This is a genomic window from Halorientalis persicus, from assembly GCF_900110215.1.
In the GTDB taxonomy this organism is placed as follows: domain Archaea; phylum Halobacteriota; class Halobacteria; order Halobacteriales; family Haloarculaceae; genus Halorientalis; species Halorientalis persica.
Genome location: NZ_FOCX01000003.1, coordinates 249,740 through 276,134, shown reverse-complemented (window position 1 = coordinate 276,134; position 26,395 = coordinate 249,740). Strand labels below are relative to the sequence as shown.

Below are 26,395 nucleotides of genomic sequence, written 5' to 3'. Positions count from 1 at the left end.
GTTACCACCACCACCAGGACCAGCCACGGTCCGACTCCGACGTATCGAGTGACTCGTCGTCGGTCGCGGTGTTGCCGGCGGCGTCGGTCACCGTCACCGTCACGGTGTAGTTAGCTCCGTCTCCGTGTTTGATCCGCTCCGCAAGTGAGTCAGTGGCCGACGACCCGGAGACCGACCACGTGTCGGCGGCGACCTGTCCGGCGCCGTCCCGAACCGTGACCCGGACCGTCGCGAGGTCGCCGTCGGCGTCGGTGACGCGCCAGTCGACGGCCAGGTTCACGTGCGGGTTGGAGCCGCTGGTATCCTGGACCGAAAGCGACGCGACGGCTGGCGGCCGGCTCGCGGTGTCGGTCGTGAACGACGCTGCATCGCCGCTCACACGGTCACCGTCCGCGTCGAGGACGGCACGGAACTCGTAGCTCGTGTTGGCTGCAAGTCCGGTCACGGTCGTCGTGACCGACCCGGCCTCGGTGATCGACTGGCCGCCGGTTTCGACCCAGGTGTTCGCGTCCGTGGGCCGGTACTCGAACCGGACGGTCCCGTCGGTGGCATCGCCGAGGTCGGTCACGGTCGCCGTGAGCGTGGCGGCCGACGCGTTCAGGTCGGTCGCGGGCCCCGTCTTGACGGCGGGGAACGCCTCGGTCCGGAACGTCCGGATCGCACCGGTCGCGCTGTCACCGTCGCTCGCGGTCGCGACGGCCCGGAACTCGTAGGCCGTGTCCGCGCGGAGACCGGCGACCGACGCGGTGACCGACCCGTCGGACGCGAGCCGTGCCCCGGCGGTCGACCACGTCGTCGCTCCCTGTGTCCGGTACTCGATGGCGGGTTTCACGCCGTCGGCACCGCCGAAGTCGGTGACCGAACCGGTCAACGTCGCGGTCGTCTCGTTGACACTCGTTGCCGCGCCGGTGGTCACCGCGGGGTCTGCGTCGGCAGTCGTGAACGAGCGGCGCTGTCCCTCGGCCTGCCCGCCGTCGGCGGCCGCGACGAACGCGGAGAACTCGTAGGTCCGGTTCTCGGCGAGGTCGGTGAGCCGCTGGCTGAACTGGCCGGTTTCGGTGACGTGCTGTTCGGCGGTCGTCCAGACATCGTCGGGACCGTCGACGGTGAACCGGACGGTCGCGTTCTCGGCACCACCCAGGTCAGTGAGGTTCCCCCGGAGCGTGGCGGCGCTGTCGGTCACGTTACTCGCCGGGAGCGTCGCCACGGCGAGGCGACCGCCGGTCGTGATCGTGACCGCACTCGCGGTGTCCACGTCACCGTCGGTCGCCCGGCCGACCACCCGGAACTCGTAGGTCGTGTCCGGATCGAGTCCGCCGACCGAGCCGGTGACGCGGCCGTCGGCCGAGAGCGTCGCGTCCACGTCGGTCCAGCCGATCAGGCCGGTCCCCGGCTTCCGGTACTCGAAGGAGACGTTCGCACTCGCGGCGTCGCCGAACTCGGCCACGACGCCGTTGAGCGTGGCCGACGTGGCGGTGACGTTCGTCGCCGGACGCGTGTCGAGGTCGAACGCGGGATCGGTCGTGACCGTCCGATAGGCCCCGTCGGCCCACTCGCCGTTCCCGTTCGAGGCGTCGACCCGATACTCGTAGGTGGTGTTCGGTTCCAGCCAGACGGTCTCGGAGACGTTGCCCGGGGCAGTCAGCGTCTGGTCGTCGGTGAATCCGGAGTCGAGGCCGTCGACCGCCTGCCAGTAGAAGCTGACGTTGGCGGTGTCGGCCCCGCCGAGGTCGAGCAGTTCACCGCGCAACTCGACGGTGTTCTGCCCGACGTTGGCCGCGGGCCGGGTCTCGACGACCGGCGGATTCCCCCGGGTCGTGAAGTTCCGAATCGCGCCCGTGTCGCGCCCGTCGACCGTGGTCGCGACGGCCCGATACTCGTAGGTCGTGTCGTTGTCGAGGCTGCGCAACTCGAACCGGACACCGCCGGTCCGGTTGACCGTCCGGTTCGTCGTCCGGGACCACTGGCTCGCACCGGCCACGCGGTACTCGACCCGGACGGTCGCCTCGTCGGCCCCACCGAGGCTCGTCAGGTTCGTCTCGACGAGGTAGTGAGTGTCTCCGAGCGCGTCTGCCCAGGCGGTCTCAACCGCCGGCCCGTCCGAGGCGTTCACACTCACTGCCGTCGCTGTACTCCCTGCGGCGACGCCACTCGCGAGCGCGCCGACCGTCGCCAAGATCACGACGACGACGGCGATCCGACCCGCGGTAGGCCACCGATCGTTCTCTCCAGTTGACATCGAGCACACCGACACGTGGTTGTATTAAATATTTGTCTCTTCGGTCGCGGAATGATGGATTTCGGTCGGCGAAACCGCGATGTTTAGGCCGACGGAGTTCCTTTCGGTGGGCGAATGGAGGTCACGCTGCTCGGCACCGGCGACACGACCGGCACACCGACGCCCGGGTGTTCCTGTGACACCTGCGAGCGAGCGCGCGAGCGGGGCGTCGAGCGCACGCGGTACTCGATCCACGTCCGCAACGAGCGGACCGACGAGGCGCTGCTGGTCGACGCCAGCCCGGACTTTCGTCACCAGTTCCTCGAACGCGACGTGGACCTGCCCGACGCCGCCGTGATCAGCCACATCCACTTCGACCACCTCGACGGCCTCGGTAACGCCTACCGGCTGTTCTCCGATCTCCCCGTCTACGCCGCCGACGAGACCGACCCCGAGACCGGAAAGAGCGTCGCCGAGACGGTCCGAAACGACTACGACTACCTCGACGCCGTGACGGTCTCGGCCGAGTCGCCGTTCGAGCCGTTCGAGACCTGCGGATTCGAGGTCACGCTCGTCCCGGTCGATCACCCGCCACTCGTGTGTTACGGCCTCGTCGTCGAGGACCCGGAGACGGGCGCGAAGCTCTCGCTGTCGGGCGACACCAGCTACGGGATTCCCGACGAGTCCCGCGAAGCGCTGGCCGACCCCGACCTGTTGCTGGCCGACGGGATCGTCCCGGCCCACCTCTGTGAACACCACCCATACGGCGGGAAACACGAAGACGATGACGGCGTCCCACGGACGTTCGGGACCAAACACATGACCATCGAGGGGGCGCGCTCGCTCGGCGAGCAACTGGACGCCGACGAGACGCGGATCGTCCACCTCTCACACTTCATCCCGGCCGACGAGGCCTTCGACGAGGAACTGGCCGTCGACGGCGAGCGGTACGACCTCTGAAATCGAGCGGACAGTTTTGTCGTCCCAGCCGCTGGAACGGACGATGACCGACGCCGAGCAGTTCCCGACCGACCACCCACTGGTCGCGACCGGACTCGTCGCGGCAGTGGGCGCGGTGGGCTATGCCGTCCCGACCGCACTGTTCGGGCGATCCGTCGAGCCAGTGCCAGTCCTCGCGTTCGTCGTGGCCTTCACCGCGTGCTACATGAGTGTGGTCGTCGTCTCCCGGCGGCTTGGAATCACGTGAACCGATCCAGCCCGGACTGGCGGCGCTGTCGCCCTTCGGGATCTGGGTCCCAGGGCTGGCCGGCGGCGCGCTGGCTCTCGGCGTCCACGTCGGGTGGGTCCGCCGGATCGTACCCGTCGCAGTCGGGGCCACACTCCCGCGCGGGGTCGACGATCCGGGCCTTCCAGGCGCAGTACGGGAGGCCGCCTCGCTCGAATCGCTCGCGGGCTTCGATCTCAGCACAGTCGGGAAAGTCGTAGGTCCGCCAGCCCTTGCCGTAGGCGCGTTCGGCCACGCGGCGGCGCTGACGGCGTTTCTCTCCGGCAGTGACCACTGCCACGTCCGTCCGGGCCGTCCGCCGGTCCAGCACGTCGATTCCCGTCTCGTCGGTGCCCAGCGGCGTCGGCTCCCGGATCACCTCGCGCTCGCCGCTGTCGGGGAAGAAGCGCCAGACGCCGACCGCCTCGGGGATGCGATTGAGGTGTGCGCCGGTGACGTGGGATTCGGTCGCCAGGACCACCGCGTCCAGCAGGCCGAGGCTCACGTCCTTGCGGAGTTGGGTTTCGAGGTCGCCGGGCCGCCCGAGGTCGGGTTTGTTCTCGATGCCCACGAGGGAATCGAACCAGTCGTCGGGGTAGCGGGCGGTCTGGCGGAGGTACGTGCGGCCGTTGCGGCGTTCGCGCTCGAAGAAGCCGAGGTCGACCGCGCGCTCGACGACGGCCTCGGCGCGGTCCGGGCCGACCTCGAACGCGTCCTTCCAGTACCGGGCCGTCCCTGGACCGACCGCGCTCTCGATGGCCGGTCCGGGGATGCGCTCGGGCGTGATGGCCGCCCGCTCGTCGAGTCCGGGACCGGGTTCGACGACCACGAGGTCCATCACCCGGTTGCCGTGGCAGGCGGTGCCCAGTTGTCGGGCGATGACGGCCTCGCGGTCGCTCTCCAGGCGGGCCGACAGGGCAACCTCGAACGCGAACTCGGACACATCGGGTGCAGGGACGCAGCGAGCAAAAGCGTCGCGCTCAGGTTCGGTCGGGCAGGCGGTCGCGCTGGGTCTGCAATCGGTCGTCGGGCAGGGCCACGTAGTTGTTTCCGGCGACGAATTTGTCCTGTCCGAACTCGGAGAGGATCGAGTTCAGGAACGCGGCCTCCTTCGGGCTGGTCCCGTCCCAGGTGTAACAGTGCAGGTCACGCGAGAGTGGGTAGCCGCGTGCGCCGAGGTTCTCGCCGTACGCGTAGGTCGTTCCCTCCCACTCCAGTGTGATGGGGGTGACTCCCTCCATGTCGGCGAACGCGAGCGCGAGGTACGCGAGCGCGCTGTCGGATCGTTCGACAGCGGTCGCGAGTTGCTGAGCCTGCTCGTAGCGGTCGTCGACGGTCGTCTCTGCGGCCGGGTCCCCGAGCAGGGCGGTGACGAACGCAGTACGGGACCCCGATCCCTCAGCGCGACCGAGGACCTCCACCTCGCGGTCCGGCCCACCGAGTTCCTGCCAGTTCTCGATCCGACCCCGGTAGAGGTCTCGGAGTTGCTCGCCGGTGATCGAGGTGACCCCGGCGTCGGCAATTTCCTGTGAGACGACGATGGGAATGCCGTCGACGGCGACGACGTGGTCGGTGAAGTTCCCGTACGACGCGCGATTCTGAAGTTCGCTCTCGACGGACGCGGAGGCGTTCCCGATGTCGAACCGTCCGTCGGTGAGTCCTTCGAGGCCACGCTCGGAGTGAGAGAGGCCGACTACCGCGGGGAATGCTGGTTCGCTCGATTCTCCGGTCGGTTCGAACCCATAGCGGTTGGCCCAGTAGTCGGCGTAGTTCCGGTCGGTATCGATGCCGTACTCGGCATGAGGCCAGTACTCGCGGTCGCTGGCTGGGCGGTTGGCGTTCCAGTAAGCGGCCGCCTCGTTGACGATGGGATACACCGTCGAGGAGCCGTCGGCCGCGAGCGGTTCGGTCTGTGGTTCCGCCTCCTCCGCATCGTCCTCGGTAGTTTCCTCCGGCCCCGTCGTCTCCGGGTCCGTCTCGGTCGGCGCGTCTGTGGGTGTCTCGGTCGGCGGTTCGGTCTCTGTCTCGGTCGGTCCGTCGTCGGTCGACTGGGCCGGCGACCTGACACAGCCTGCGGCCCCGAGCGCACCGACGAGGGCGGTACTCCGGAGAAACGCGCGACGGTCGTATCTGGAGGGCATCACATCGGCATTCGACCACGGCCCAAAAGTATCGTTTGGTCAGGCGTCCAGCGCGTCCGCGAGGCCGTGGAAGTCCGCGACCGTGAGGTGGGGTTCGCCGTCGAAGGCCACCCAGGGGTCGTCCTCGCGGTCGACCCAGACGCCCTGCATCCCAGCGTGGATCGCCCCCTGTACGTCGAACCAGCCCGCGGTGGCGTGGGCGATCTCGTCGATCGGTGTCCCGGTCCGGGCGGCGGCGTGGCGATAGAGGGCCGAATCGGGTTTGAACCGCTCCACCTCGTCGGCGCTGATCGTGTCCGCCAGCAGGTCGCCGATGCCGGCGTGGGCGACCATCGAGTCGAGCATCTCGGGGTTCCCGTTCGAGACGACGTAGAGATCGTAGCCGGCCTCGGTGAGCCGTTCCATCCCGTCGCGCACGTCCGCGAATACGTCGAGTTCGTGGTAGACGGCGAGGATCTCGTCGCGCTCTTCGGCGGTGTAGTCGACGCCGAACACGTCCAGCGCGTGGGTCAGCGCGTCGCGGTTCATCTCGTAGAAGGGCTGGTAGGCGTCGACGTGGTTGGCGACCATCGTGTACATGAGCGAGTGCGCGCGCCAGAGGTTCGAGACGGGTTCTGGCTCGGGGACGACCTCGGCCAGCGCGTCGGCGGCGGCCCCGACGTCGACGACGGTGCTGTAGGAGTCGAAGGTGACGGTCGTGACGCGGTCGGGATCGAAGGTCACAGGCCCCAAGAGGGGGAGTGAGCGGAAAACCTCTGGGGCCGGCAGACCGGGCCGATATCGCCGCCGGCGGGCGAGAACAGCAACTTTATCACGTGCAGGCGGCGAAGGGACGGTAAGATTACTCTCGAAATGACAGACGAACACCGACAACCGGAGGTGAACATCGGGCTCGTTGGCCACGTCGACCACGGCAAGACGACGCTGGTCCAGGCGCTGAGTGGGGAGTGGACCGATCAGCACTCGGAGGAGATGAAACGCGGCATCTCCATCCGGTTGGGCTACGCCGACGCGACGTTCCGGCAGTGCCCCGACGAAGACGAACCCGAGAAGTACACCGTCGACGAGGAGTGTCCGGACGGCTCGCCGAGTGAGCCCCTTCGGACTGTGTCGTTCGTCGACGCCCCCGGTCACGAGACGCTGATGGCGACGATGCTCTCCGGGGCGTCGATCATGGACGGTGCGGTGCTCGTCGTGTCCGCCAGCGAGCCCGTCCCGCAGGCACAGACCGAAGAACACCTGATGGCGCTCGACATCATCGGCATCGACAACATCGTCATCGCCCAGAACAAGGTCGACCTCGTCGACCGCGAGCAGGCCGCCGAGAACTACGAGCAGATTCAGGAGTTCGTCTCGGGCACGGTCGCGGAGGGCGCACCCATCGTCCCCGTCTCGGCCCAGCAGGGCGTCAACATGGACGTGCTGATCCAGGCCATCGAGGAGGAGATCCCCACGCCCGACCGGGATCCAAGCGAGGACGCCCAGATGCTCGTCGCACGCAGCTTCGACATCAACCGCCCGGGCACGACCTGGGACTCGCTGATGGGTGGCGTGCTGGGCGGCAGTCTCGTCGAGGGCCAGCTCCACGACGGCGAGGACATCGAACTCCGACCCGGCCGGGAAGTCGAGGAGGGCGGCCAGACCGAGTGGCGACCCGTCGAGACCACCGTCAGGTCGCTCCAGGCCGGCGGCGAAGACGTCGAGGAAGCCACGCCGGGTGGCCTGCTCGGCGTCGGGACCGGGCTCGATCCGTCGCTGACGAAAGGTGACGCGCTCGCGGGACAGGTCGCCGGGCCGCCGGGGACGCTCCCGCCGACCTTCGAGCAGTTCGAGATGGACGTCGACCTGCTGGAGCGAATCGTCGGCGAGACCGACGAAGTCGAGGAGATCTCGACGGGCGAGCCGCTGATGCTCACCGTCGGGACGGCGACCACGGTCGGATCGGTCACGAGCGCCCGGGGCGGCGAGTGTGAGGTCGCGCTGAAACGGCCGGTGTGTGCCGAGCCGGGTGCAAAGATCGCCATCAACCGCCGGGTCGGCGCACGGTGGCGGCTGATCGGCGTCGGGACGCTCCGGGAATGACGGTGTGTCTGGACACGAGCGCGTTGATGATGCCGGTGGAATGTGACGTGCGGCTGTTCGAGGAACTCGACCGCGTGCTGGGCGACCACGACCTCGCCGTGCCGGAGGCCGTGGTCACCGAACTGGATTCGCTGGCCGAGGGCGGCGGCGAGGAAGGTACCGCGGCCAGCGTCGGCCGGGATCTGGCCGAGCGCGCTCGCGCCCTCGATCACGAGGAATCGTACGCCGACGACGCCATCGTCGAACTCGCCGCGGACGGCGAGTGCGATTGTGTCGTCACGAACGACCGCCCCCTACGAGACCGCGTACTGGACCGTGGCGTTCCAGTAATTGGTTTAAGGGGTCAGAACAAACTCGCCATTACTCAACCATAACATGTACAAACGGGTTCGACTTCGCGACACGGTAGAGGTGCCCCCGGAACACCTCGCAGACGTGACTCCGGGACGGATCAAGCGACTCCTACAGGACAAACTCGAAGGCCGGATGGACGAGGACGTGGGCAGCGTCGTCTCCGTCGTCGAGGTCCACGACATCGGTGAGGGAGCGGTCATCCCGAACGAACCGGGCGTCTACTACGAGGCCGAGTTCGACGCCTTGACTTTCGATCCCCAGATGCAGGAGGTCGTCGACGGGGAGATCGTCGAGGTCGTCAACTTCGGCGCGTTCGTCGGTATCGGACCGGTCGACGGCCTGTTGCACGTCTCCCAGATCTCCGACGAGTATCTGGCCTACGACGAGGAGAACCAGCAACTGGCTTCCCGGGATTCCAACGACACACTGACGGTCGGGGACGCGGTGCGGGCCCGGATCGTCACGAAGAGCATCGACGAGCGCAACCCGCGTGACTCGAAGATCGGCCTCACCGCCAAACAGGTCGGCCTCGGGAAACACGGCTGGCTCGAAGCCCAGCGCCAGGAACGGAAAAGCGAGGCGACCACGGGTGAGTAGTCATGGCTGACAGACTCGTCTGCCGGGAGTGTCACCGCGTCCAGCAGTCCGGTGAGGAGGAGGCGTGTGTCTCCTGTGGCTCCAGTTCGCTGACCGAAGACTGGGCCGGCTACGTCATCATCGCCCACCCCGAGGAGAGCGAGGTTGCCGAGGAGATGCAGGTCGACGAGCCCGGCAAATACGCGTTGAAGGTACGCTAACGTGACCGAGGACACAGACACGGAGGTCGTCGTCAGCCTGCAGGAGGCACTGCGTGGCGAGCTCAAAGACCCGATGGGCGAGGTCTACACGGATGCCGAGGCGCTGTTCACGGCCGCCGAGCCACCCCTGATCGCGGTCGGTGACATCGTCACCTACCACCTGATCGAGGCCGACCACCGGCCGGACGTGGCGCTGATCGACGGCCAGACCAAGCGCTCGGCCATCGAGGACCACATCCGAGAGGCCATCGACGCGGGCGTGTTCGACCGCGAGGTCGAAGTCGCAAACGCCGCGGCGGGGCTGAGCGCGGGGCTGCTGTCGGCGCTCGCGACGGCTATCGACGCCGCGGGCGAGGGCGAGTCGACGGTGATCGTCGTCGACGGCGAGGAGGACCTGGCGACGCTGCCGGCCGTCGCCGCCGCACCGTCGGGCGCGAGCGTCGTCTACGGCCAGCCCGACGAGGGGATGGTCCTCGTCGAGTGTGACGACGAGATCAAAGCGCGGGTTCGGGACCTGTTCGAGCGGATGGACGGCGACGACGAGCGGCTGTGGGACCTGCTCGACGGCTGAACCGGGCACCGACCCGGCAGCGCAACGACGGTACGGGCTTCGAAATCCTTTTACTCGTTTCGCGGGGAGTACCTGCAAGAACCATGGATATCGACATCATCGAGGAGACGGAGAATCCGATGTTACACCGGACCGACGTTCGGTTCGAGATGGTCCACGAGGACGCGACCCCCTCGCGGCTCTCGGTTCGTGACAGTCTCGCCGCCAAACTCAACAAGGACGCCGAGGAGGTCGTCGTCCACGAACTCGACACGAAATACGGGATGCGCAAGACCGTGGGCTACGCGAAGGTGTACGACAGCCCCGAGTTCGCCGCCGACGTCGAGCAGGACCATATGCTCGAACGCAACAAGATCACGGCCGACGGCGAGGCCGACGAAGAGGCCGAGGAGGCATAGATGCCCCGCCACGAACTCTACGAAGACGACGGGACGACCGAGAAGGAAACGTGCCCGCGCTGTGGCGATTCCTTCCTCGCGGATCACGGCGACCGCCTCCACTGCGGCCGGTGTAGCTACACCGAGTGGCAGTAGGGCTCCGTTCAGTTTTCGTCCTGGGGCTCCACATCGGGTAGCGACCGCACTGGGCGGCCCGGATGACAATCCATTTGCCCGCCCGTCGCCTCTCGACGGGCAAGAGTGACGCCGGACACGCGCGTGCTGGGCATCGAGGGGACCGCCTGGGCCGCCAGCGCGGCCGTCTACGACAGCGCGACCGAGACCGTCGAGATCGAGACCGAGGCCTACCAGCCCGACAGCGGCGGCATCCACCCGCGCGAGGCCGCCGAACACATGGGCGACAACATTCCTGCGGTCGTCGAGCGAGCGCTGGGTCACGCCCGCGAGCTAGCAGCCGACGATTCCGACCGCGACGCCGCGGATCCGCCCGTCGACTGCGTGGCCTTCTCCCGGGGGCCAGGACTCGGCCCCTGTCTGCGGATCGTCGCGACGGCCGCCCGTGCGGTCGCCCAGCGGCTTGACGTGCCCCTTGTGGGCGTCAACCACATGGTCGCACACCTGGAGATCGGCCGCCACCGCTCCGGCTTCTCGTCGCCGGTCTGTCTGAACGCCAGCGGCGCGAACGCCCACGTACTGGCCTACCGGAACGGCCGGTACCGCGTGCTGGGCGAGACGATGGACACCGGCGTCGGCAACGCCATCGACAAGTTCACCCGCCATCTGGACTGGTCCCACCCCGGCGGGCCGAAAGTCGAAGCAGCCGCGAAAGGGGGCGAGTACCACGAACTCCCCTACGTCGTGAAGGGGATGGACTTCTCCTTTTCCGGCGTGATGAGCGCCGCCAAGGACGCCGTGGACGGCGGTCCCGCGAGCAGCGCGAGTGGGACCTCGTCGGACCGCGGGTCCGACGGTGGTGTTCCCGTCGAGGACGTGTGTCACGGCCTGCAGGAGAGCGTGTTCGCGATGCTGACGGAAGTGAGCGAGCGGGCGCTGTCGTTGACCGGCAGCGACGAGCTGGTGCTGGGCGGCGGCGTCGGCCAGAACGCTCGCCTGCAGGCGATGCTGGGCGAGATGTGCGAGCAACGCAGTGCGGACTTCTTCGCCCCGGAGCCGCGCTTCCTGCGGGACAACGCCGGGATGATCGCGGTGCTTGGCGCGAAGATGTACGCGGCCGGCGACACGCTCGCGATTGCCGAGTCGGGCATCGACGCGGACTTCCGGCCGGATCAGGTCGAAGTTACCTGGCGCGGGACGGAGGAGACGGTTCACTACCGGCCCGGCGACGCCGACGAACTCCAGGGCGCGGAGGCGACCGTCGAGATCGACGGCGACCGCGTCGTCAAACACCGGAAGCCACGGGGGTACCGTCATCCACAACTGGACGAGCGGTTGCGGGTCGAGCGCACGCGCGAGGAGGCCCGGCTGACCGCCGACGCGCGCCGCCACGGCGTCCCGACACCGGTGGTGCTGGACGTGGACCCCTGGGAGACCCGACTGGTCTTCGAGTTCGTCGGCGACGCGGACCTCCGGGAGCGGTTGACCGAGCCGAACGTCCGGGACGTGGGGCGACATCTGGCGACGATCCACGAGGCCGGCTTCGTCCACGGCGATCCGACGACGCGGAACGTCCGTGTTTCCTTCGAAGGCGACGATGATCGGACCTACCTCATCGACTTCGGGCTGGGCTACTACACGGACGACCGCGAGGACTACGCGATGGACCTGCACGTCCTCGCGCAGTCGCTTGCGGGGACGACCGACGACCACGAGGCCCTGTTCGCGGCCGCGGAGGACGCCTACGCCGCGGTGGGTGACGAGCGCGTCGTCGCGCACCTGCGGGAGATCGAGGGGCGCGGGCGGTACCAGTGACCGGGAGCCGGGCAGGACAAACGTCTTAACGGGGCCAGACGAAACACGGAGTATGGCTGACAAGCCGGAGTCCGGTGAGATCTTCGGGGTACCGTACAACTTCGAGCGACCGAGCATCAAGCGCCTGCTCTCGTCGTACTGGCGGCCTGGCGAGGGGATGCTCGTCAAGAAGCCCTTCGGTATCGGCTACACGCTGAACCTGGCCAACTGGCGGTCATGGATCGTGCTGGGCGTCGCCGCCCTCCTGTTCTACCAGAGCCAGCAGTCGAGCGAGGAGGGTGAAGCCGGCGACGAGGACGAGCCGGTCGAAGTCATCGTCGACTGAATCGACGGCCCTTTTTTCCGGCGGTGCGGACCGCCGGGTATGCTCCGGTTCGTGACGACCAATCAGGGGAAGGTGCGGGAAGCCCGCGAGTATCTCGGGGAGACGGTCGAACAGCTCGATTTCGACTACACGGAGATTCAGGCCGACGATCTGGTGACCGTGGCGGCCCACGGTGCGCGGGAGGCCTACCGGCACGCACAGGAACCGGTGCTGGTCGACGACGCCGGGCTGTTCGTCGACGCCTTCGACGGCTTTCCCGGTCCGTACTCAGCCTACGTCGAGGACACGGTGGGCGTCGAGCGCGTCTGGCGGCTCACCCGCGAGGAGGACGACCGCTCGGCGTCGTTCAAGACGGTACTGGCCTACTGCGACGGCGAGGGCTTCGACGCGTCGCCGGAGCCAGTCGATCACGAGACCCGGACGGAGGACGGGTCTCGGGACGAGCGAACGGGGAGCGGTGCGACCCGCGAGCGCCGCGGGCAGGACCAGAGTGCCGAGGAGCGCGCGGCGGCGACGACGGACGATCAGGTGGCCACGGGCGATCTACCGGTGAAGATCTTCGAGGGGTACGTTCCCGGCGAGATCGTCGCGCCGCGTGGAGAGGGTGGCTTCGGCTACGATCCGATCTTCGAGCACGACGGGACGACCTTCGCGGAGATGACGCCGGAGGAGAAGAACGCGGTCTCCCATCGCGGGCGGGCGTTGGCGAAGTTCGGGGAGTGGTACCGGGAGCGCTAGCGACCAGTACGCCGGGAGAACGCCGTTCTCCCGGAAGTCCCGAGAGCGAGCGAAGTGAGCGATCGGGAGCCGAGCGCTAGCGAGGGATATCGGACCAGTCGCAGTCCGCGCAGGAGCGAAGCATCTATGTGAAATAGAGTTACACTGACAGGTATGCTGGGGACGAAAGGGAAACGGATCGCCGCCGTCGTGGGACTGCTGTCGGGGGCGATCCTCGCCGCGGCGCTCTGGTTCGTGTTTCAGGACAGCCAACTTCGATTGCTCGCGCCCGTCGCGGGCCTGTTCGACGCATCGGTGGTGTACTACGTGTTCTCGAAGAACTTCGAGCAGAAAGGGACGTTCGCGGGCGACGACGGAACCGGCGTCTGAGTGTCAGGTTCGCGGGTCCCGGTCCGGGCCGGGATACGCACCGCCGACGACGACTTCGTACATCGACTCGGGATCGAACAGCGAGACGAACGCCCGCGGGTCGCGGACGCTCACGTCGACGTGTTTCCGGAGGGCGGCACCGGCCTGGACCGACTGGAGATCCTCGTCGAAGGTGAGGAGGTGCGGGGCGTCGCCGTTGTAAGCGGAAGCGAGCGCCGGGTGGTCGCCGGGCGGGTGCTCGACGGGTTCGCGCAGGGCCTCGATCGTCTCGCGCCACTCGCCAGCCAGAGCGGCGTCGGCACAGTCGGCGATCACGGCCTCGGCGTCGTCGAGCAGGCGGTCGCTGGCGAGCAGCGACACCCAGTCGTGGGCCCGTGCGATGTCGAGAGCCTCGCGGGCGGGGCCGTCCACGAGCAGGTCGGCCGCCAGCACGTCCGCGTCCGCGACGAACCGGGCGGGGTTCGGTCCGTCAGTCATCCTCGTCACCTCTGCGGGCCGCCAGCCGCTCGCGAATAGTCACGAGGTCGACGTCGTACTCGTCGGCGCGGTCGAACAGGTCCGCCCAGGTCATACCCGGAGTGGGTGGGCCCGTGCCGAAAACCCACCGCTTACGCGAGCCAGCGCTCGCGGGCGAGCCAGTAGGCGAGTCCGAGGAGAAAGGCGATGCCGACGTTGGTCGCCACGGCGAGCAGGCCGATCGCGCCCACGAGCGGCAGGTGGTCGGTGTCGAGCGCGACCCGGCCGAGCTGGACGGCGACGACGCCGAGCAGGGTGCCAAGCAGCGCCATCGGGAAGGACAGCCAGAGGCCGGCCACAAGCGCGCCGGCGAGATAGAGCACGCCGAGGACGACGTTGGCGGTCCCACTGCGCGCGCCGAAGGCGTACTTCCCGGCGAGGCCGCCGCTGCCGTGACACATCGGCAGGCCGCCCAGCGGCACCGCGGCCAGGGACATCCCGCCCATGCTCCGGGCGAGCCGATCCGGCGACACCTCGCGGTCGAACAGGTCCGCACAGAGCAACGAGGTCGCGACCGCGGCGTTGCCGACGGTCATCGCGAGCTGGGCGAGTGTGCCCTCGACCGCGCCGATGGTCAGCGTGGGGCCGCCGGTCGGAAACAGCGACGCGGCGGGAACGGCGGGTGCGGGGACGCCCGCAGCGACCGCGGTCCAGACGGTGCCGGCCGCGAGGACGACCAGCGCGGCGGCGCGGCGGTAGCCGGTGACGGCGACCACGCCAGCCAGCGCCGCACCGACGGCCGCCACGCCCGGATCGCCCAGCGCGAGGTCGAGACCGGCCTGGGCGAGCAGGAGGGCAACAGCAAACTGGACGCCGCGGATGACCGGCCGGCCGACCACGGTCTGGAGGCGGGAAAGCGTCCCAGTTGCGCCGAGGACGAGCAAGACACCGCCCGCGAGCAGACCGGCGGCGACGAGTTCGCCGTAGGTCAGCGCGCCGGCGATGGCCAGTCCCGCCAGCGCCTTCATCGGCTCGACCGACAGCGGGAGGCCGTACCGCAGCCCCCAGACGATCTGGAAGACACCGAAGCCGACGAGAACGTGGGGCAGCGACGCGGGCGTCAGCGCACCCAGCGCCACCACGAGGGGCAACACCGTAACCGAATCCCCTAACGCGCCCGTCAGGTCTCCGACGGCGACGGGAAGCCACTGGTCGACACGCTCGACGGTGGAAACGGCCACGGCACGCTCTCGGGACCCCCGCCATATCAGCGTTATCAGGAACCGTTCGGCGTTTCTCGACGAGTTACACGTGACTGGAATCGGCTAGCCCCTTCCACACAGGAATGGCGGCCTGTCTCGCGGGGACTCGCTGTCGCGCGGTTTCGCGGGTGTGACGGATGTCTGACGCGAATTTAAGTAACTCCCGGACCATCCGAAAATTAGGGCGCGCCAAGACGGCCTCAGTCTCCCATCCTTTCGCGCGCCCGGACACCGTTGACCCCACCCCACTTCCTTTCACCGCGACCGGCGAGCGACGGCTCAGGCACTCTCGCCGCGCAACTGTTCGCGAGCGGCCGGCAGCGAGTCCGGATGTGAGATCAGGGCCACGCTGTCGTCGGCCTGGATCTCGGTCTGTGGCAGTGGGATCGTCATGGCTTCGTTCGCGCGCCCGTGGGCGTAGACGCGGGCGTCGGCAGGGAGATCGATCTCGACGACGCGTTTGCCGATCATCGGCGAGTCCTCGGGGATCTGCACACTGGCCGCCGAGAGCTGTTCGGTGATATCCGCGAGGACGTTGAAGTCACCGCCGAGCAACGCGGTCTTCGCGCCGGCGGCCCCGAGCCGTTCGGGGTAGATGATCTCGTCGACATCCTCGGCGTACTTCTCGTAGATCTCCTCGCGGTAGTCCTCGTCGATTCGCAGTACCGTTCGACAGCCGTGGTGTTTTCCGACCATACAGGCCGCGAAATTCGTGTTGAGGTCACCCGTGAGCGCGGCGATGGCGTCTGCCGCCTCGATTCCAGTCGCGTCCAGCACGTCCTCTTCGGCTCCGTCACCCTCGACGACGGCAAAGCCCTCCGATTCGGCGCGAGCGATCTTGTCGTGGTCGCGCTCGACGATGACGACCTCGTGCCCTTCCGACTGGAGGGTCTGTGCGGTGCGCATCCCGACGCGCCCAAAGCCGACGATAACGAACTTCATGGGTGTGTGGTATGCCACCATGGATAAAAACACTAGCCCCGCTGTCGGTGCGGGAGCGGCCGGACGGTCACGCCGCCCGAGTGCCGTGTCGAGGCGGTATCCGGCGGGACCCGGAGGCTTATGCGTATTGGTCACGTTACACAGGCTGATGTCCGATCGGGACGCTGTGCGTGACGTGTTGTTTCAGTACACCGATAGCCGGCCCTGTCGACTGCTCTGGGGGGCGCTGGGCGACGGCGGTGATCTGGGTGATCTCGATCTGGCCGACTACGTCGAGGTGACGCGGGTGACCGACGGCGACGTGTGCCTGGTGACCAGCGCCGACGAGGCCGATATGTACCTGCGGTGGGATCGCTCACACGGCAGTTTCGTCTACGCCGCGTTCTGGCCGCCCTGGGGTGTCGTCGACGCCGGCGCGGCCGACCGCGCGGCCGCCGAGTCACTGCTGGCCGAACGGGACCGCCCACGGCCCGTCCCGTTCGCGGAGACGCCGTTCGCGAACGGCGGTCCAGCGGCTGATCTGTCCGGCTGGCTGTAAAAAACGAGTGCGTTAGAGCCGTTAGTTGCCGACGTCCATCGCGCGGTCGACGACGTCCTCGCCGTAGAGTTCCGCGAGGTCGTCGTGCTGGTCCGGACGGTTCTCGTAGACGTCCTGGAACAGCGCGACGGGGGTCATGAGGGCCTGGTAGGTCGCCTCGTCCCACATCCGGTCGCTGGAAACGTCGACCTGCACGCCGTCGATCTCGATGGTGGCCGCGCGGGTCATCGCGATGGCACCCTTGCCGGCCTCCTTGGCCGCCTCGAACTCCTCCATGGAGTCGACGATGTCGTCCATGCTCGGGACGTAGTCGACCAGATCGAGCAGTTCCGCGGCGAGGTCCTCCTCGGACTCGACGAAGATCTCGTCACTGCCGACTTCGAGTTCGTAGCCGCCGTCCTCTGCTTCGAGTTCGATCCGGTCGCCGCTGTAGACCTCGACGCCCTCTCGACTTTCGAGTTCGACCTCGCGACCGTCGGCGTCGATGATCCAGTAGCCCTCTTCCGGCGGGAGCGGACTCTTGTTGGCCTCGACGACCTGGCCCGGCGTCAGCGACCAGATGCCGAGCATCCCCATCGCGTTGTTGGCAGTGATGCGCTCGTGGTAGCCGTCCACGTCGCGGATGTCGTCGTAGGGACCGTCGACGGAGATACAGCCGGCGGCGCTGGCCGCGCGGGAGGTGTTGTGGCGGAGTTCCTTCCACTCGGGGAGGCCGCCGGTCGGCGTGATCGCGCGCATATCCTTGGTGTAGTCGACCTCACCGTCGACCAGCAGGAACAGGCGTTCGAGGTTGTTGTCGGCCTTGCCCATCTCCTCGCGGAGCTTGCCCATGGCCAGCTCGGCGGAGCCGGACTCGATGATGACGGACATCGCGAGCGAGCCCTCTTCGAGGTCGTACTCGTTCTCGACGATGGTGATGAACTCGTCGGCTTTCTTCCAGTCGTCGATGTCGCCGACTTCCGGGATGACGAACCCGTCGATGTTCTCGACGGCCCCGTTCTCGGGGTCGGCGATCTCGAGCATATGCTGGAAGCCCTTGTAGCGCGTGCTGGGGCTGTCGCGGTGCCAGACGACGCGGGGGTGAATCTCGCCGGGGAACTCGTCGCCCTCGTCGGCGACGACTTCGGCGATGTTCTCGGCACCCTCGTCGCGCATATTGGGCGCGGTGGCGTCCTCGTTGTCCGGCACCCACACGTCGGGGGCCTGCATCCCGCGCAGACCGATGGCGCTTCGGAGCTTCTTCGCGGAGTCGTCGGCACCGCTCTCTGCTGTCGGGGTCGTGAAGAACGTCCGCACGAACTTTCGGTCGTGGAGACGCTTGTCGATTGCAGTCATTGTAGTCACTCGGAGGGACTACTCCGCGGTTCTTAAAGCTGGCCGAATCGAGTCGAGAGGCGGCTGTGCGGGTGCCTACCGTCCGGACCGCCCCGGCGAGTCAGTCGGCCGCGAGGTCCTCGATAGCGGCCAGACACCGTTCGAGGTCCTCGTGGCCCCGGTAGGTAACCAGCGACTCGTCGGCGTCGTACTCGATGACGTCCGCGCGCTGGAGCTTCGGCAGGTGGACGTGGTGGAGGTCGATCAGGACCGACTGCGGCGTCACGTCCTCGGGCCGCTCGCGGGCGATCACGTCGGTCAGGACACCCACGGGGAGCCTGTCGTCGCCGTTCTCCAGCAGCGTCGAGAGCACCAGACGGCGGTCGCTGTTGGCCAGGAGTTCGAGCCACCGGCCGAACGACGGTTCGGCCGGGTCGTGCACTTCACGACCGCCGCCCTCGGGTCCCGCGGAAGTCATTGTGAGACGTTCTATCCCACAGTCGGAACCCAGTTGTAGCCAGTGCATGGTTTGCCATGCCCCGGTCAGGTACCCGGCAGACGATGAACGGCGTTCCATGTCGGGCGGACCGATCAGTCGTCGTCGGCCGTCACCAGTAGCGAGTGGTTGACCAGATTCACGATGGCCCGGCGGAGCCGTTCGGTTACTGCCTGGTCGGAGATGTCCAGTTTCTCGGCCAGTTCGACGGTCGTGCAGGTCCGCGGGATGTCGTAGTAGCCGGACTCGACGGCCAGCACCAGCGCCTCCCGCTGGGTCGGCGTCAGCCCGAACCAGGGGCCGGCATCGGGTTTCGTGGGGTTGTACACCCGGATCACCTCGAAGTTGATCCGGGCGTCGTCCAGCGACTCCCGGAACGCCGAGAGGCTGTCGTGATCGGGAAACCGGAGCTCGAACTGCCAGGCGTCGCTGTGACCCGTCGCGGCCAGCACGTGGCCCTCGTTCTCGACGATCGCCCCGAAGAAGTGGTCGAACTCGACGTTCCAGTCGATGGCGTACAGCGTGCGATCCTCGAACTCGTCTATCTCGGTGACCGCGTCGACGGCCGGGTGCTCCCGGACGCGAGACTCGAAGGAATTCTGATCGCCGTCGTAGACCCAGAACAAAGGCACCGCTCGCTCGCCGGCGGGCACCATCGTTTCCACCTCGATTCGTACGCCGGAGACGACATCGAGGATGCGACCTAGCTCGAAATCACTCGCGGCGACTTCCATCTCTACGATGACACTCATGAGCGATTCAGTGTCCGCTGGTTCTGGTTCTGGGGTCAAATGTGGGTGCCTTGGTATACGAGGCTACATGGCCCAGGCATAAGCCACCCCGGTTCTTTTTAAATTTCTCAGACATGAATCCGGGGACGGCACCCGGGTTGGCGAAAATTGCATGGTATACCAAGCTAATCCGGGAGTTATTAAGTCGGGGCCCCATAGCAGTGAGTACGGCGTTGTACACTGCTACGGACCTCGCGGCGGGGCGACACGAGGCACCGGTTCTACCGAAGTCACTGCATACCCCGTGAGGACACCATGGAGGACCCACACCTGAGCGTTCCTGACGCGGCGAGTTTCGAGCGGCTACTCACCAAGCTGATACGGTTGGCACACGAGAACGGTATCGACATCGAAGGCGGCTGGGACGTGGACGGCGACGACGGCCACCCCGACTGGGACGTGGTCGTGACCGTCGTCGATCGGGCCGCAGACGACTGAGCAGGCGACTCGGTTTCGACGGACGCAGACGGACGAAGCAGCCGCTATCCGGTTCGCGTCGAAAGAAAAGTTGCGGTTAGCCGATCAGTCGTCCTGGTCGGAGTTGATGACGGCTCCTTCCTCTTCGTCGCTGAAGCCGGCGGACTCCTCCTGGCGCTTGGCGGCCTCGGGGTCGAACTGCGCTTCGATGTTCTGGAAGCGCGGGACGAACGAGAGCTGGTGGTGACTCTCGGTCTCGTGACCCAGGTAGCGGTCCTCGAGGTCCCACTGCGCTTCTTCGTCGTTCTGCGCGATGTTCTTCATGTCCTCGTAGACCGCGTGTGCGCCCGAGTGCAGGGCGTACAGGGTGATGAACTGGTACTTGTAGCCGAGGTCGCCCAGTTCCTGGAACGTGAGCGGGTCCTCTTCCTCGGACCAGGCGAACGAGCTGGAGTAGTTGAAGGCCAGCTTCAGGTCGGGGTGGGTCTCGTGGATGGTCTCGGCGTAGTTGACGGCGTCCTCGCGGGACGGGTCGGGCATCTCGGGCCAGACCAGGTCGACGCCGGCGTCGGCGTACATCCGACCGCGCTCGAGGTGTTCCTCCCAGTCGCCGTTGGCCGAGCCGTAGGCGTCGGTCCGGGCGATGATGATCGTGTCCTCGTCCTGCTTCGCGTCGACGGCGGCCTCGAAGCGGGCCTTGGCGTCTTCGCGGGAGACGATCTTCTTGCCGGCGATGTGCCCACAGCGCTTGGGCGTCGTCTGGTCCTCGATGTGGACCGCGGCGACGCCGACCTTCTCGTACTCACGGACCGCGCGGCGGACGTTGTGGATGCCACCGTAGCCGGTGTCACAGTCCGCGATGACCGGAAGCTCGGTCGCTTCGACGATGCGCTTTGCGTTCTCGACCATCTCGCGCATGTCGACCATCTCGAGGTCCGGGAAGCCGAACTGACCGAGAACCGTCGAGTAACCCGACATGTACGCGGCGTCCAGACCGGCCATCTCGGCCAGTCGGGCGTCCAGCGCGTGGTAGAGACCGGGCGCGAAGACGAAGTCTTCGTTGTTCAGCTGCTCGCGCAGTTCGCGTGCCTTCTTGTTGTCGACGTCCTTGATGTACGGCTCTGTGCTCTTGACGCTGCTCGCAACGGGGTCGTCCCCATCTGAATCGTGTGCCATGGTTATTGCGTTTAGGTCCTCCAGTAGAATTGGTTTATCTCTGTCGAAACGGCTCTGGGACGGTGGGACCTGGGTGCCGTCCAGGAACCGCGCGAGCGGGTTCCGGAACCGATCAGCGACCGTCCTCGACCCAGCCGGTCGACCCCACTCCGGGAACCAGCGACGGCGCGAACCGCCCACTGTGCCCACGTGCCGACAGCGGCTGACGACTGGAATCTGCGACGGATCGTACCCGGTAACATTGGAACTCCGCCCGCGTTGCCGCGGTGTCTGTTCGTACGCATCCGTCACGAGTATACATCAGCAGAAAAATGTTATGGTCTATAATGTTAAAACTCTTTAATCGCCCTCCCGGACCTAGAGCGAGCTAACGAATATAAGGGATTGTGGTTCTCTAGCACGGAATCTGTCGGTCGCGCGATCCCGACTGTGTGCCGACACACGGCTGTCGCTCGGGGGTATAGCGTCGAAGTAGAAAGGGTGGGGGATCGGTGGGGGTGGGGGGTGGGGGGTGGCACCGTGTTGGTGCCTATTCATCGGTATGCGCGGATGGGTAAAGTATCTTTTGGCTGATTATCATGCGTGAAATTCAAGAAGAGTGAGAGGTGCGGTGAGGTGTCGAGAAACCCAGGCAGTACCCACGAGTCGGGTCCTGCAAGAAAGCCTGAGGCGGGAAGTCAACGGCCCTGCCTATCTCGCTCGGGGTTGTACCCACTCGCTCGTGGCAGGCAAGGCTTGTCCGTGACCTCGGCCTCGACCGCAGTACTGTTCTGTACTACGTGGGCGATATCCTCGCGCTCGGCGTCATGGGCCCGGACTTCGGGGCTCGTTGACCGGAGCCCGTCCGCTCGGACAGCTGTTGGCCCGAACGGACGTATCTTCGAGTGCATCCCGGGAGAAAATAAAGGTTGGCCACGGTCCGATATCGTAGCAGCTAGATGGACGCATTCTCGAAACAGGAGGCTTCGAAGGACGGCCGAATCTTCCGGTATTACTCCGTACAGACCCTGAGAAACGAAAAGAGCCTAGGCCGGAATTTGAATCCGGGGTCTCGTCCTTACCAAGGACGCGCTTTACCGCTAAGCTACCCAGGCGCGTGCTGCACTCAGGAGTAGCAGGAGATTGTCTTTATGCGTTTCGATTTAATGGTCGGCGGAGGTCCGCGCACCGCTGGCGGGCGAGGGGTCGGTCCCGACGAGTCCCCCGAGTCGGTCGCGGACCTCGCCGGTGAGGACGGCCTCGGCCTGGGGCAGCTCGCCCTCCACGGTCGCGAGATCGGTGACGAACTCCCGGAGTCCGACGGGGGCGCTCCCGCCGGCGGCGGTGGTCCCGGCGACGACGGCCAGCTCGAACACGTCGGCTTCGAGGTTGCCGTCGAGCGTGGGGTCGTCGGTCTCCCGGCGCACAGTTTGATCCTGGCCGAACGAGCGGACGACCGTGACGGCGGCCTCGGCCGCCTCGGTTCGTGCGAGGAGGTAGAAGCCGCGTGCGACGAGGATGTCCGCGACCAGGACGTCCAGATCGGCCGCGGCGGCCGCGAGTTCTTTCCCGTCGTCGCCGGGCCGTGCCGCCGCGACGGCGGAGGTCGACCAGTCGTCGAGCCGATCGTGACCGGCCCAGGGTTCGGCGTGAGCCAGCGAGCGAGTGAGCCGGAGTCCCTCGTAGATAAGCTGGACACCGGCGGCGCGGTCGTCGAGTCCGTCGGTGCCGACCGCCTCCTCGGACCCGGCCGATGGCGTCTCGGCACCCTCGGCGACGGCCGCTGCACTGCACAGCGTCAGCGCGCCCGGCGCCATCGACCCGCCCTCGATGCGCTGTTCGATGCGCTCGAAGAGACGATCCGGATCGACGTCGTCGACGGCCTCCAGCGCCGCTCGCCGAACCGCAGCGGCTTCGTCCATTACGCCGAACTAGCGGGGGGAAAGGCAAAGACCTTTGGAAACGACCGACCACGGACCCCGCATGATAACGACCGAACGGGCCGACGGCGTGCTTGTCGTCACGCTCGACCGGCCCGAGCGACGCAACGCGCTCACCCCGTCGGGGCTGGACGCCCTCGAAGCGGCCGTCACCGACGCCGACGCACCCGTCGTCTACCTGCAGGGGGCCGGCGACGCCTTCTGTGCCGGGGCCGACCTCGACGTGGTCGCCGACCTCGCCGATCCCCGCGAGTTCGCCGCCCACGGACAGGTAGTCGCCCGCACCATCGAGGACAGCGAGCCCGTCGTCGTCGCAGGGATCGACGGGCCCGCCCGTGGCGGTGGCGTCGAACTCGCGCTCGCGTGTGACCTCCGGGTCGGCACCGCGGACGCGACCTTCGCCGAGACTGGCGTGGAACTCGGTCTGTTCGGGGCCTGGGGCGGCACCGCGCGCCTTCCCCGCGTGGTCGGGGAGGGCGAGGCGATGGACATCGCGCTGTCGGGCCGGGTCGTCGACGCCGAGGCGGCACTCCGGATGGGACTGCTCTCACGGGTCACCGCCGACCCTCGGGCCGTGGCGGACGAGATCGCGGCCAACGACCACGGCGCGCTGGCCGTCCTCAAGCGCCGACTGCGCGACGACGCCGGCACGACCGAGCAGGAACGGCGGGAAGCGGACGCGTTCGCGGATCTGCACGCCGCGGCCGACTTCGACCGGGCCTGACGCCCCGGCCCGCGAGAACTGCCGGACCGAAAAGGTTGAACCGTGGAGTCTCGAAGTGTGGCGGTACGAAACGGGGAGTCTCATGCCGGAATGTAACTACTGCGACGGGTCGTTCGAGGGAGAGGGGGCGTATCTCGAACACTTGCACGCCGAGCACGACGAATCGGAACTGAGCCGGATCGACCGCCGCCGGGTCGCCGACCACGTCGGCGACGACGAAGCGGGGGAGTTTCCGACCGGCCCGGTCATCATCGCGGGGACGCTCCTGTTCACGGTTGCCGTCCTCGTCTACGTCGTGTTCGTCCTCAACGTCGGCGGCGGGAGCGGTCCCGCGGCCGCCAGCGGGAGCGTCGGTGAGGTCGAACAGACACCCTACAGGTACCAGAGCGTCCACCAGCACGGGAGCATCGACGTGGTCGTCGACGGGAACGCACTCGATTTCAGTCAGGAGCAGTATCAGCTCCGCGACGACGCGTTCCACTTCGAGAACGGCAACGGCCAGCAGTGGCACAAACACGCCCAGGGCGTGACCCTGGAGTACGCCATGTCGACGCTGGGCATCGGCGTCACCGACTCGTCGGTCACCTTCCAGGGAACGACCTACAACGAGAGCGATGCGAACACGAACGTCACAGTCGCCGTCAACGGGAACGACGTCGATCCGTCGTCGTACGTCCTGCAGGACGGTGACAGCATTCGGGTCGTCGCCGAGAGCAGTTAGGACAGCGGTTCCGGTCCCGGTGGCATCCGTCGCTTGTGTGCGCTCCGCTCGTACAGCCCGACCACCCGGTCGATAACCGACGGTTCCACGCCGATCTCGCGGGCGGTCGCGGACTTCGAGAGCGGCCCGTCGACGTGGAGCGCGAGCACCGAGTCGAGCGTCTCGTAGGTCAACCCGAGTTCCTGTTCGTCGGTCTGGCCCGACCACATCTCGGCGCTAGCGGTCTTCTCCGCCAGATCGTCCTCGACGCCGAGGTGTTTGGCCAGCTGGCGCACCTGTCCCTTGTAGAGGTTGGCGATGGGGTGGCAATCGACCGCGCCGTCGCCGTACTTCGTGTAGTAGCCGACCAGCGCCTCGCTCCGGTTGCCAGTCCCCAGTACGAGCGCGTCGTTCTGGTTCGCGTAGAAGTAGTTCAGGACCGCACGCGCCCGGACCCGGAGGTTCCCGACGGCCATCCGGCGGGATTCGGTCTCCACGTCGACCGCGGGATCAGTCCCCGGCACCACGTCGAGGATCGTGTCGACGATGGGTTCGACCGGGATCACGTCGTACTCGATACCGAGCGTCTCCGCGACGCGTTCGGCGTCGCTCATGTTCTCCTCGCGGTTGACCTCGCTGGGCATCACCAGCCCGTGGACGCTGTCCGCCCCGAGTGCCTCGACGGCCAGATACGCGGTCAGCGTGCTGTCGATCCCCCCGGAAAGTCCGATGATCGCGTCCCCGACGCCCGCCGCCTCCAGCTGGTCCGTGATGAACGACGTGATGTGATCCCGACGGGCGTCCAGTTCCGCCGTCGACAGCGAGAGATCGAGCGGCTGGTCGGCACGTGCGATGTGGTCCGTCTCTGCCATGGGGTCCCGTTCGACCCCGATGGACTAATACGTCCCGACGCACCCTGATTTCCGGACGCGTGTCCGGTTCGAGCGGGCAGAAAAGAACGGGATCAGCGGCCCGTTCGGCTGGCCGGTCGAGGCTCCTGTTCACTCCGCGGCGTCGTCTCCGTCGTCGGTCGGCGTCTCCGCGGCGGTTTCGACCTGGATGTCGGGCGTCTCGCCGGTTTCGTTCTCCACGGTCGGTGCCGTGAGCTGGTCGGCTTCCAGCACCACGTCGAACGGTTCGTCACCGGCCGCCGCCTCGGGGTCGAGGTAGCCGACGGCGAAGCCGGTGTAGGCGGTCCCGTTGTCGAGGGTGACGTTCACCGTCGCGACGGGGTCGGCGTCCGCGTCGTCGGCCGGCCGCACGTCGAGAGTGTAGTTGCCGGCCGGGACAGTCTGGTACTCGCTACTGTTGGCGAAGCTCACGTTCTCGAACAGCGCCTCGTCCGTCTCGACGACGGTCACGTCGACGGCGGGCGCGTCGGGCGCGAGGTGGGCGAGTCGGACCAGCGCCTCGTCCTCGTCGGGTTCGGTGCCCTCGTCGAGGAGGATGACGGGCGTGAACGGCTCGGCGGCGTCGTCACCGACCTCGCCGGCCGCGGCGACGGTGTAGGTACCGGTCCGGATGGGGAGCGTCTCGTCGTAGTAGACCGCCTCGGAGTCGTTGGCGGCCGTGACGGTCACCTGTCGAGCGCCCGCGTCGACCGACAGGTAGTCGCTGACGGTCCCGAACGTGACGTTTTCGAGGACCGTCTCACCGTCGACGGCGACGTCGACGGCCGGCGCGTTCGGGACCGCATGAGCGATCCGGACCTGTGCCGTCCCGTCCTCGGTCTCGTTGTCCGGCGTCTCGTCCCCGTCCTGTGCGAGGCCCGCCGTCGCCCCGGCGACCAGAAGGGCCCCGAGGAGTGTGGCCACCAGAACGACACCGGCGGCGCGGCGTGGATTGTTGGCTGGCATACATCCATGCCAGGGGCGAGGACGGCTTGGTTATTCGTGGGATAGCAACGGTCTGCAACTGTTGTTCGGCGGTCGGTCGAGTGAGCAGCCGGTTTGATTCGGCTTACGGCGCGTGCAACGGTCGCTGGAGCCAGTCGAGCGAAGCGCTACGTTCAAGTGCCGGGACCCGGTACCACGAATCGAGCGCGCCGGGGTCCCATCGAGCGAAGCGAGATGGTGTTCGGCGCGAACGGATGTGCGCGCCGGTGTCTCGCCGAGCGAGTGAGGCGAGGCTCGGTGCGCAAATGAATGAGTGCGCCGGTGGTCTAGTGGTAGGACATGAGCTTCCCAAGCTCATAGCCCGGGTTCAATTCCCGGCCGGCGCATATCTGCGAGGAACGGACGTGACGAGCGATATCGTCAGAGGGACTTGAATCACGCAAATCCGAGCGGTGGCGAGGAGTTGCCATCGGGTTCAATTCCCGGCCGGCGCATATCTGCGAGGAACGATTCGTGAGTCGCAGGTATCGGAGCGGGAGTCGAAACGGTGTCCGGGTTCGACCTCGGACGGGGCCGCCGCGAAGCGACTCCGAACGCACGTTCGAAGCAGGCACTGAATCGGCCAATCGTCGAAGTAGCTCTCCACTGCCAACCGTAATAGAAGTGCGCATCGCGGTT

General features: G+C 67.2%; 31 protein-coding genes and 2 tRNA genes. 18 read left to right on the top strand and 15 right to left on the bottom strand.

The genetic code is table 11. The features are described from left to right. Position 1 precedes the first annotated feature (1 nt). The gene (locus tag BMX17_RS05210; RefSeq protein ID WP_092658358.1) at positions 2-2,239 is read right to left on the bottom strand and encodes a fibronectin type III domain-containing protein; all 2,238 of its coding nucleotides are present in this window, start codon (positions 2,237-2,239) and stop codon (positions 2-4) included. A gap of 114 nt (positions 2,240-2,353) precedes the next feature. On the opposite strand from BMX17_RS05210, the gene BMX17_RS05205 reads away from it, so the two are divergent. Continuing rightward, positions 2,354-3,178, top strand: a complete 825-nt coding sequence (locus BMX17_RS05205) for an MBL fold metallo-hydrolase (protein WP_092658356.1) — start codon at positions 2,354-2,356, stop codon at positions 3,176-3,178. Positions 3,179-3,221: 43 nt separating this feature from the next. Beyond that, positions 3,222-3,425 carry a hypothetical protein gene (locus BMX17_RS05200; RefSeq protein WP_092658354.1) on the top strand — a complete coding sequence of 68 codons (204 nt, stop codon included), beginning with the start codon at positions 3,222-3,224 and terminating at the stop codon, positions 3,423-3,425. Here the strand turns inward: BMX17_RS05200 and BMX17_RS05195 are convergent. Genes BMX17_RS05195 through BMX17_RS05185 form a run of 3 tightly spaced genes read right to left on the bottom strand, consistent with a single transcriptional unit; the run spans position 3,418 to position 6,307 of the window. Further along, a complete protein-coding gene (locus BMX17_RS05195) occupies positions 3,418-4,386 on the bottom strand; it encodes a DUF5787 family protein (RefSeq protein ID WP_092658352.1) in 969 nt (322 codons plus the stop codon). The two genes, BMX17_RS05200 and BMX17_RS05195, sit on opposite strands and share 8 nt — an antisense overlap. Positions 4,387-4,423: 37 nt before the next feature. Continuing rightward, positions 4,424-5,584, bottom strand: a complete 1,161-nt coding sequence (locus BMX17_RS05190; RefSeq protein WP_092658350.1) for a PstS family phosphate ABC transporter substrate-binding protein — start codon at positions 5,582-5,584, stop codon at positions 4,424-4,426. Positions 5,585-5,623: 39 nt separating this feature from the next. Further along, entirely contained in the window at positions 5,624-6,307 is a 684-nt protein-coding gene (locus BMX17_RS05185) for a haloacid dehalogenase type II (protein ID WP_092658348.1), read from the bottom strand. A 129-nt stretch (positions 6,308-6,436) separates the two neighbouring features. On the opposite strand from BMX17_RS05185, the gene BMX17_RS05180 reads away from it, so the two are divergent. From BMX17_RS05180 to BMX17_RS05130, 11 genes are all read left to right on the top strand, one after another. Beyond that, positions 6,437-7,666, top strand: coding sequence for a translation initiation factor IF-2 subunit gamma (locus BMX17_RS05180; protein WP_092658346.1), 1,230 nt, complete (start codon positions 6,437-6,439; stop codon positions 7,664-7,666). Next, positions 7,663-8,040 carry a PIN domain-containing protein gene (locus tag BMX17_RS05175; protein WP_092658344.1) on the top strand — a complete coding sequence of 126 codons (378 nt, stop codon included), beginning with the start codon at positions 7,663-7,665 and terminating at the stop codon, positions 8,038-8,040. Before BMX17_RS05180 ends, BMX17_RS05175 begins: the two co-directional genes overlap by 4 nt. 1 nt (position 8,041) lies before the next feature. After that, positions 8,042-8,617 (top strand): DNA-directed RNA polymerase, encoded by a 576-nt coding sequence (locus BMX17_RS05170; protein ID WP_092658342.1) that lies wholly within the window; start codon positions 8,042-8,044, stop codon positions 8,615-8,617. Positions 8,618-8,619: 2 nt separating this feature from the next. Continuing rightward, positions 8,620-8,817 (top strand): transcription elongation factor subunit Spt4, encoded by a 198-nt coding sequence (gene spt4 / locus BMX17_RS05165; protein WP_077206065.1) that lies wholly within the window; start codon positions 8,620-8,622, stop codon positions 8,815-8,817. A 73-nt stretch (positions 8,818-8,890) separates the two neighbouring features. Further along, a complete protein-coding gene (locus BMX17_RS05160) occupies positions 8,891-9,388 on the top strand; it encodes a GTP-dependent dephospho-CoA kinase family protein (RefSeq protein WP_092658473.1) in 498 nt (165 codons plus the stop codon). 83 nt (positions 9,389-9,471) lie between these two features. Next, positions 9,472-9,786, top strand: coding sequence for a 30S ribosomal protein S24e (locus BMX17_RS05155; RefSeq protein ID WP_092658340.1), 315 nt, complete (start codon positions 9,472-9,474; stop codon positions 9,784-9,786). Further along, positions 9,787-9,921, top strand: a complete 135-nt coding sequence (locus BMX17_RS05150; RefSeq protein WP_092658338.1) for a 30S ribosomal protein S27ae — start codon at positions 9,787-9,789, stop codon at positions 9,919-9,921. A 105-nt stretch (positions 9,922-10,026) separates the two neighbouring features. Then, entirely contained in the window at positions 10,027-11,715 is a 1,689-nt protein-coding gene (locus tag BMX17_RS05145; protein ID WP_092658336.1) for a bifunctional N(6)-L-threonylcarbamoyladenine synthase/serine/threonine protein kinase, read from the top strand. 52 nt (positions 11,716-11,767) lie between these two features. Beyond that, complete coding sequence (locus tag BMX17_RS05140) at positions 11,768-12,040, top strand: DUF5808 domain-containing protein (protein ID WP_092658334.1); 273 nt, start codon at positions 11,768-11,770, stop codon at positions 12,038-12,040. 39 nt (positions 12,041-12,079) lie between these two features. Beyond that, on the top strand, positions 12,080-12,778 hold the full coding sequence (locus BMX17_RS05135; protein ID WP_092658332.1) for a non-canonical purine NTP pyrophosphatase: 699 nt from the start codon (positions 12,080-12,082) through the stop codon (positions 12,776-12,778). Between the two features lie 153 nt (positions 12,779-12,931). Then, positions 12,932-13,147: a hypothetical protein gene (locus BMX17_RS05130; protein ID WP_092658330.1), complete on the top strand. Its 216-nt coding sequence runs from the start codon at positions 12,932-12,934 to the stop codon at positions 13,145-13,147. A 3-nt stretch (positions 13,148-13,150) separates the two neighbouring features. Here the strand turns inward: BMX17_RS05130 and BMX17_RS05125 are convergent, their stop codons facing one another. The 3 genes from BMX17_RS05125 to BMX17_RS05115 form a co-directional block, all read right to left on the bottom strand. Continuing rightward, complete coding sequence (locus BMX17_RS05125; RefSeq protein ID WP_092658328.1) at positions 13,151-13,624, bottom strand: DUF7384 family protein; 474 nt, start codon at positions 13,622-13,624, stop codon at positions 13,151-13,153. A 131-nt stretch (positions 13,625-13,755) separates the two neighbouring features. After that, positions 13,756-14,844 carry a putative sulfate/molybdate transporter gene (locus BMX17_RS05120; RefSeq protein WP_092658326.1) on the bottom strand — a complete coding sequence of 363 codons (1,089 nt, stop codon included), beginning with the start codon at positions 14,842-14,844 and terminating at the stop codon, positions 13,756-13,758. Between the two features lie 300 nt (positions 14,845-15,144). Next, the gene (locus BMX17_RS05115) at positions 15,145-15,807 is read right to left on the bottom strand and encodes a potassium channel family protein (protein ID WP_092658324.1); all 663 of its coding nucleotides are present in this window, start codon (positions 15,805-15,807) and stop codon (positions 15,145-15,147) included. Between the two features lie 148 nt (positions 15,808-15,955). On the opposite strand from BMX17_RS05115, the gene BMX17_RS05110 reads away from it, so the two are divergent. After that, positions 15,956-16,345 (top strand): hypothetical protein, encoded by a 390-nt coding sequence (locus tag BMX17_RS05110; protein ID WP_092658322.1) that lies wholly within the window; start codon positions 15,956-15,958, stop codon positions 16,343-16,345. Positions 16,346-16,366: 21 nt separating this feature from the next. Here the strand turns inward: BMX17_RS05110 and aceB are convergent, their stop codons facing one another. From aceB to BMX17_RS05095, 3 genes are all read right to left on the bottom strand, one after another. Continuing rightward, complete coding sequence (aceB, locus tag BMX17_RS05105) at positions 16,367-17,671, bottom strand: malate synthase AceB (protein ID WP_092658472.1); 1,305 nt, start codon at positions 17,669-17,671, stop codon at positions 16,367-16,369. Positions 17,672-17,780: 109 nt separating this feature from the next. Beyond that, positions 17,781-18,137, bottom strand: coding sequence for a DUF7344 domain-containing protein (locus tag BMX17_RS05100; RefSeq protein ID WP_092658320.1), 357 nt, complete (start codon positions 18,135-18,137; stop codon positions 17,781-17,783). 113 nt (positions 18,138-18,250) lie between these two features. Continuing rightward, complete coding sequence (locus BMX17_RS05095) at positions 18,251-18,907, bottom strand: helix-turn-helix domain-containing protein (RefSeq protein ID WP_092658318.1); 657 nt, start codon at positions 18,905-18,907, stop codon at positions 18,251-18,253. Positions 18,908-19,201: 294 nt separating this feature from the next. On the opposite strand from BMX17_RS05095, the gene BMX17_RS05090 reads away from it, so the two are divergent. Next, positions 19,202-19,384 (top strand): hypothetical protein, encoded by a 183-nt coding sequence (locus tag BMX17_RS05090; RefSeq protein WP_092658316.1) that lies wholly within the window; start codon positions 19,202-19,204, stop codon positions 19,382-19,384. A gap of 84 nt (positions 19,385-19,468) precedes the next feature. On the opposite strand, the gene aceA is transcribed toward BMX17_RS05090, so the two are convergent. From aceA to BMX17_RS05075, 3 genes are all read right to left on the bottom strand, one after another. Continuing rightward, positions 19,469-20,539, bottom strand: a complete 1,071-nt coding sequence (gene aceA, locus BMX17_RS05085) for an isocitrate lyase (RefSeq protein WP_092658314.1) — start codon at positions 20,537-20,539, stop codon at positions 19,469-19,471. 1,022 nt (positions 20,540-21,561) lie between these two features. After that, positions 21,562-21,633, bottom strand: a tRNA-Thr gene (locus tag BMX17_RS05080). Between the two features lie 48 nt (positions 21,634-21,681). Beyond that, positions 21,682-22,440, bottom strand: a complete 759-nt coding sequence (locus tag BMX17_RS05075) for a DUF7114 family protein (protein WP_092658312.1) — start codon at positions 22,438-22,440, stop codon at positions 21,682-21,684. Between the two features lie 61 nt (positions 22,441-22,501). On the opposite strand from BMX17_RS05075, the gene BMX17_RS05070 reads away from it, so the two are divergent. Further along, entirely contained in the window at positions 22,502-23,182 is a 681-nt protein-coding gene (locus tag BMX17_RS05070) for an enoyl-CoA hydratase/isomerase family protein (protein ID WP_092658310.1), read from the top strand. An 82-nt stretch (positions 23,183-23,264) separates the two neighbouring features. Next, the gene (locus BMX17_RS05065) at positions 23,265-23,903 is read left to right on the top strand and encodes a hypothetical protein (protein ID WP_139203430.1); all 639 of its coding nucleotides are present in this window, start codon (positions 23,265-23,267) and stop codon (positions 23,901-23,903) included. Here BMX17_RS05065 and BMX17_RS05060 read toward each other — a convergent pair. Next, on the bottom strand, positions 23,900-24,754 hold the full coding sequence (locus BMX17_RS05060) for an NAD+ synthase (protein ID WP_092658306.1): 855 nt from the start codon (positions 24,752-24,754) through the stop codon (positions 23,900-23,902). The two genes, BMX17_RS05065 and BMX17_RS05060, sit on opposite strands and share 4 nt — an antisense overlap. Before the next feature lie 129 nt (positions 24,755-24,883). Next, on the bottom strand, positions 24,884-25,738 hold the full coding sequence (locus BMX17_RS05055) for a DUF4397 domain-containing protein (RefSeq protein WP_092658304.1): 855 nt from the start codon (positions 25,736-25,738) through the stop codon (positions 24,884-24,886). Positions 25,739-26,032: 294 nt separating this feature from the next. Between BMX17_RS05055 and BMX17_RS05050 the strand changes: the two genes are divergently transcribed. Further along, a tRNA-Gly gene (locus BMX17_RS05050) sits at positions 26,033-26,103 on the top strand. The last annotated feature ends 292 nt before the right edge of the window (positions 26,104-26,395 follow it).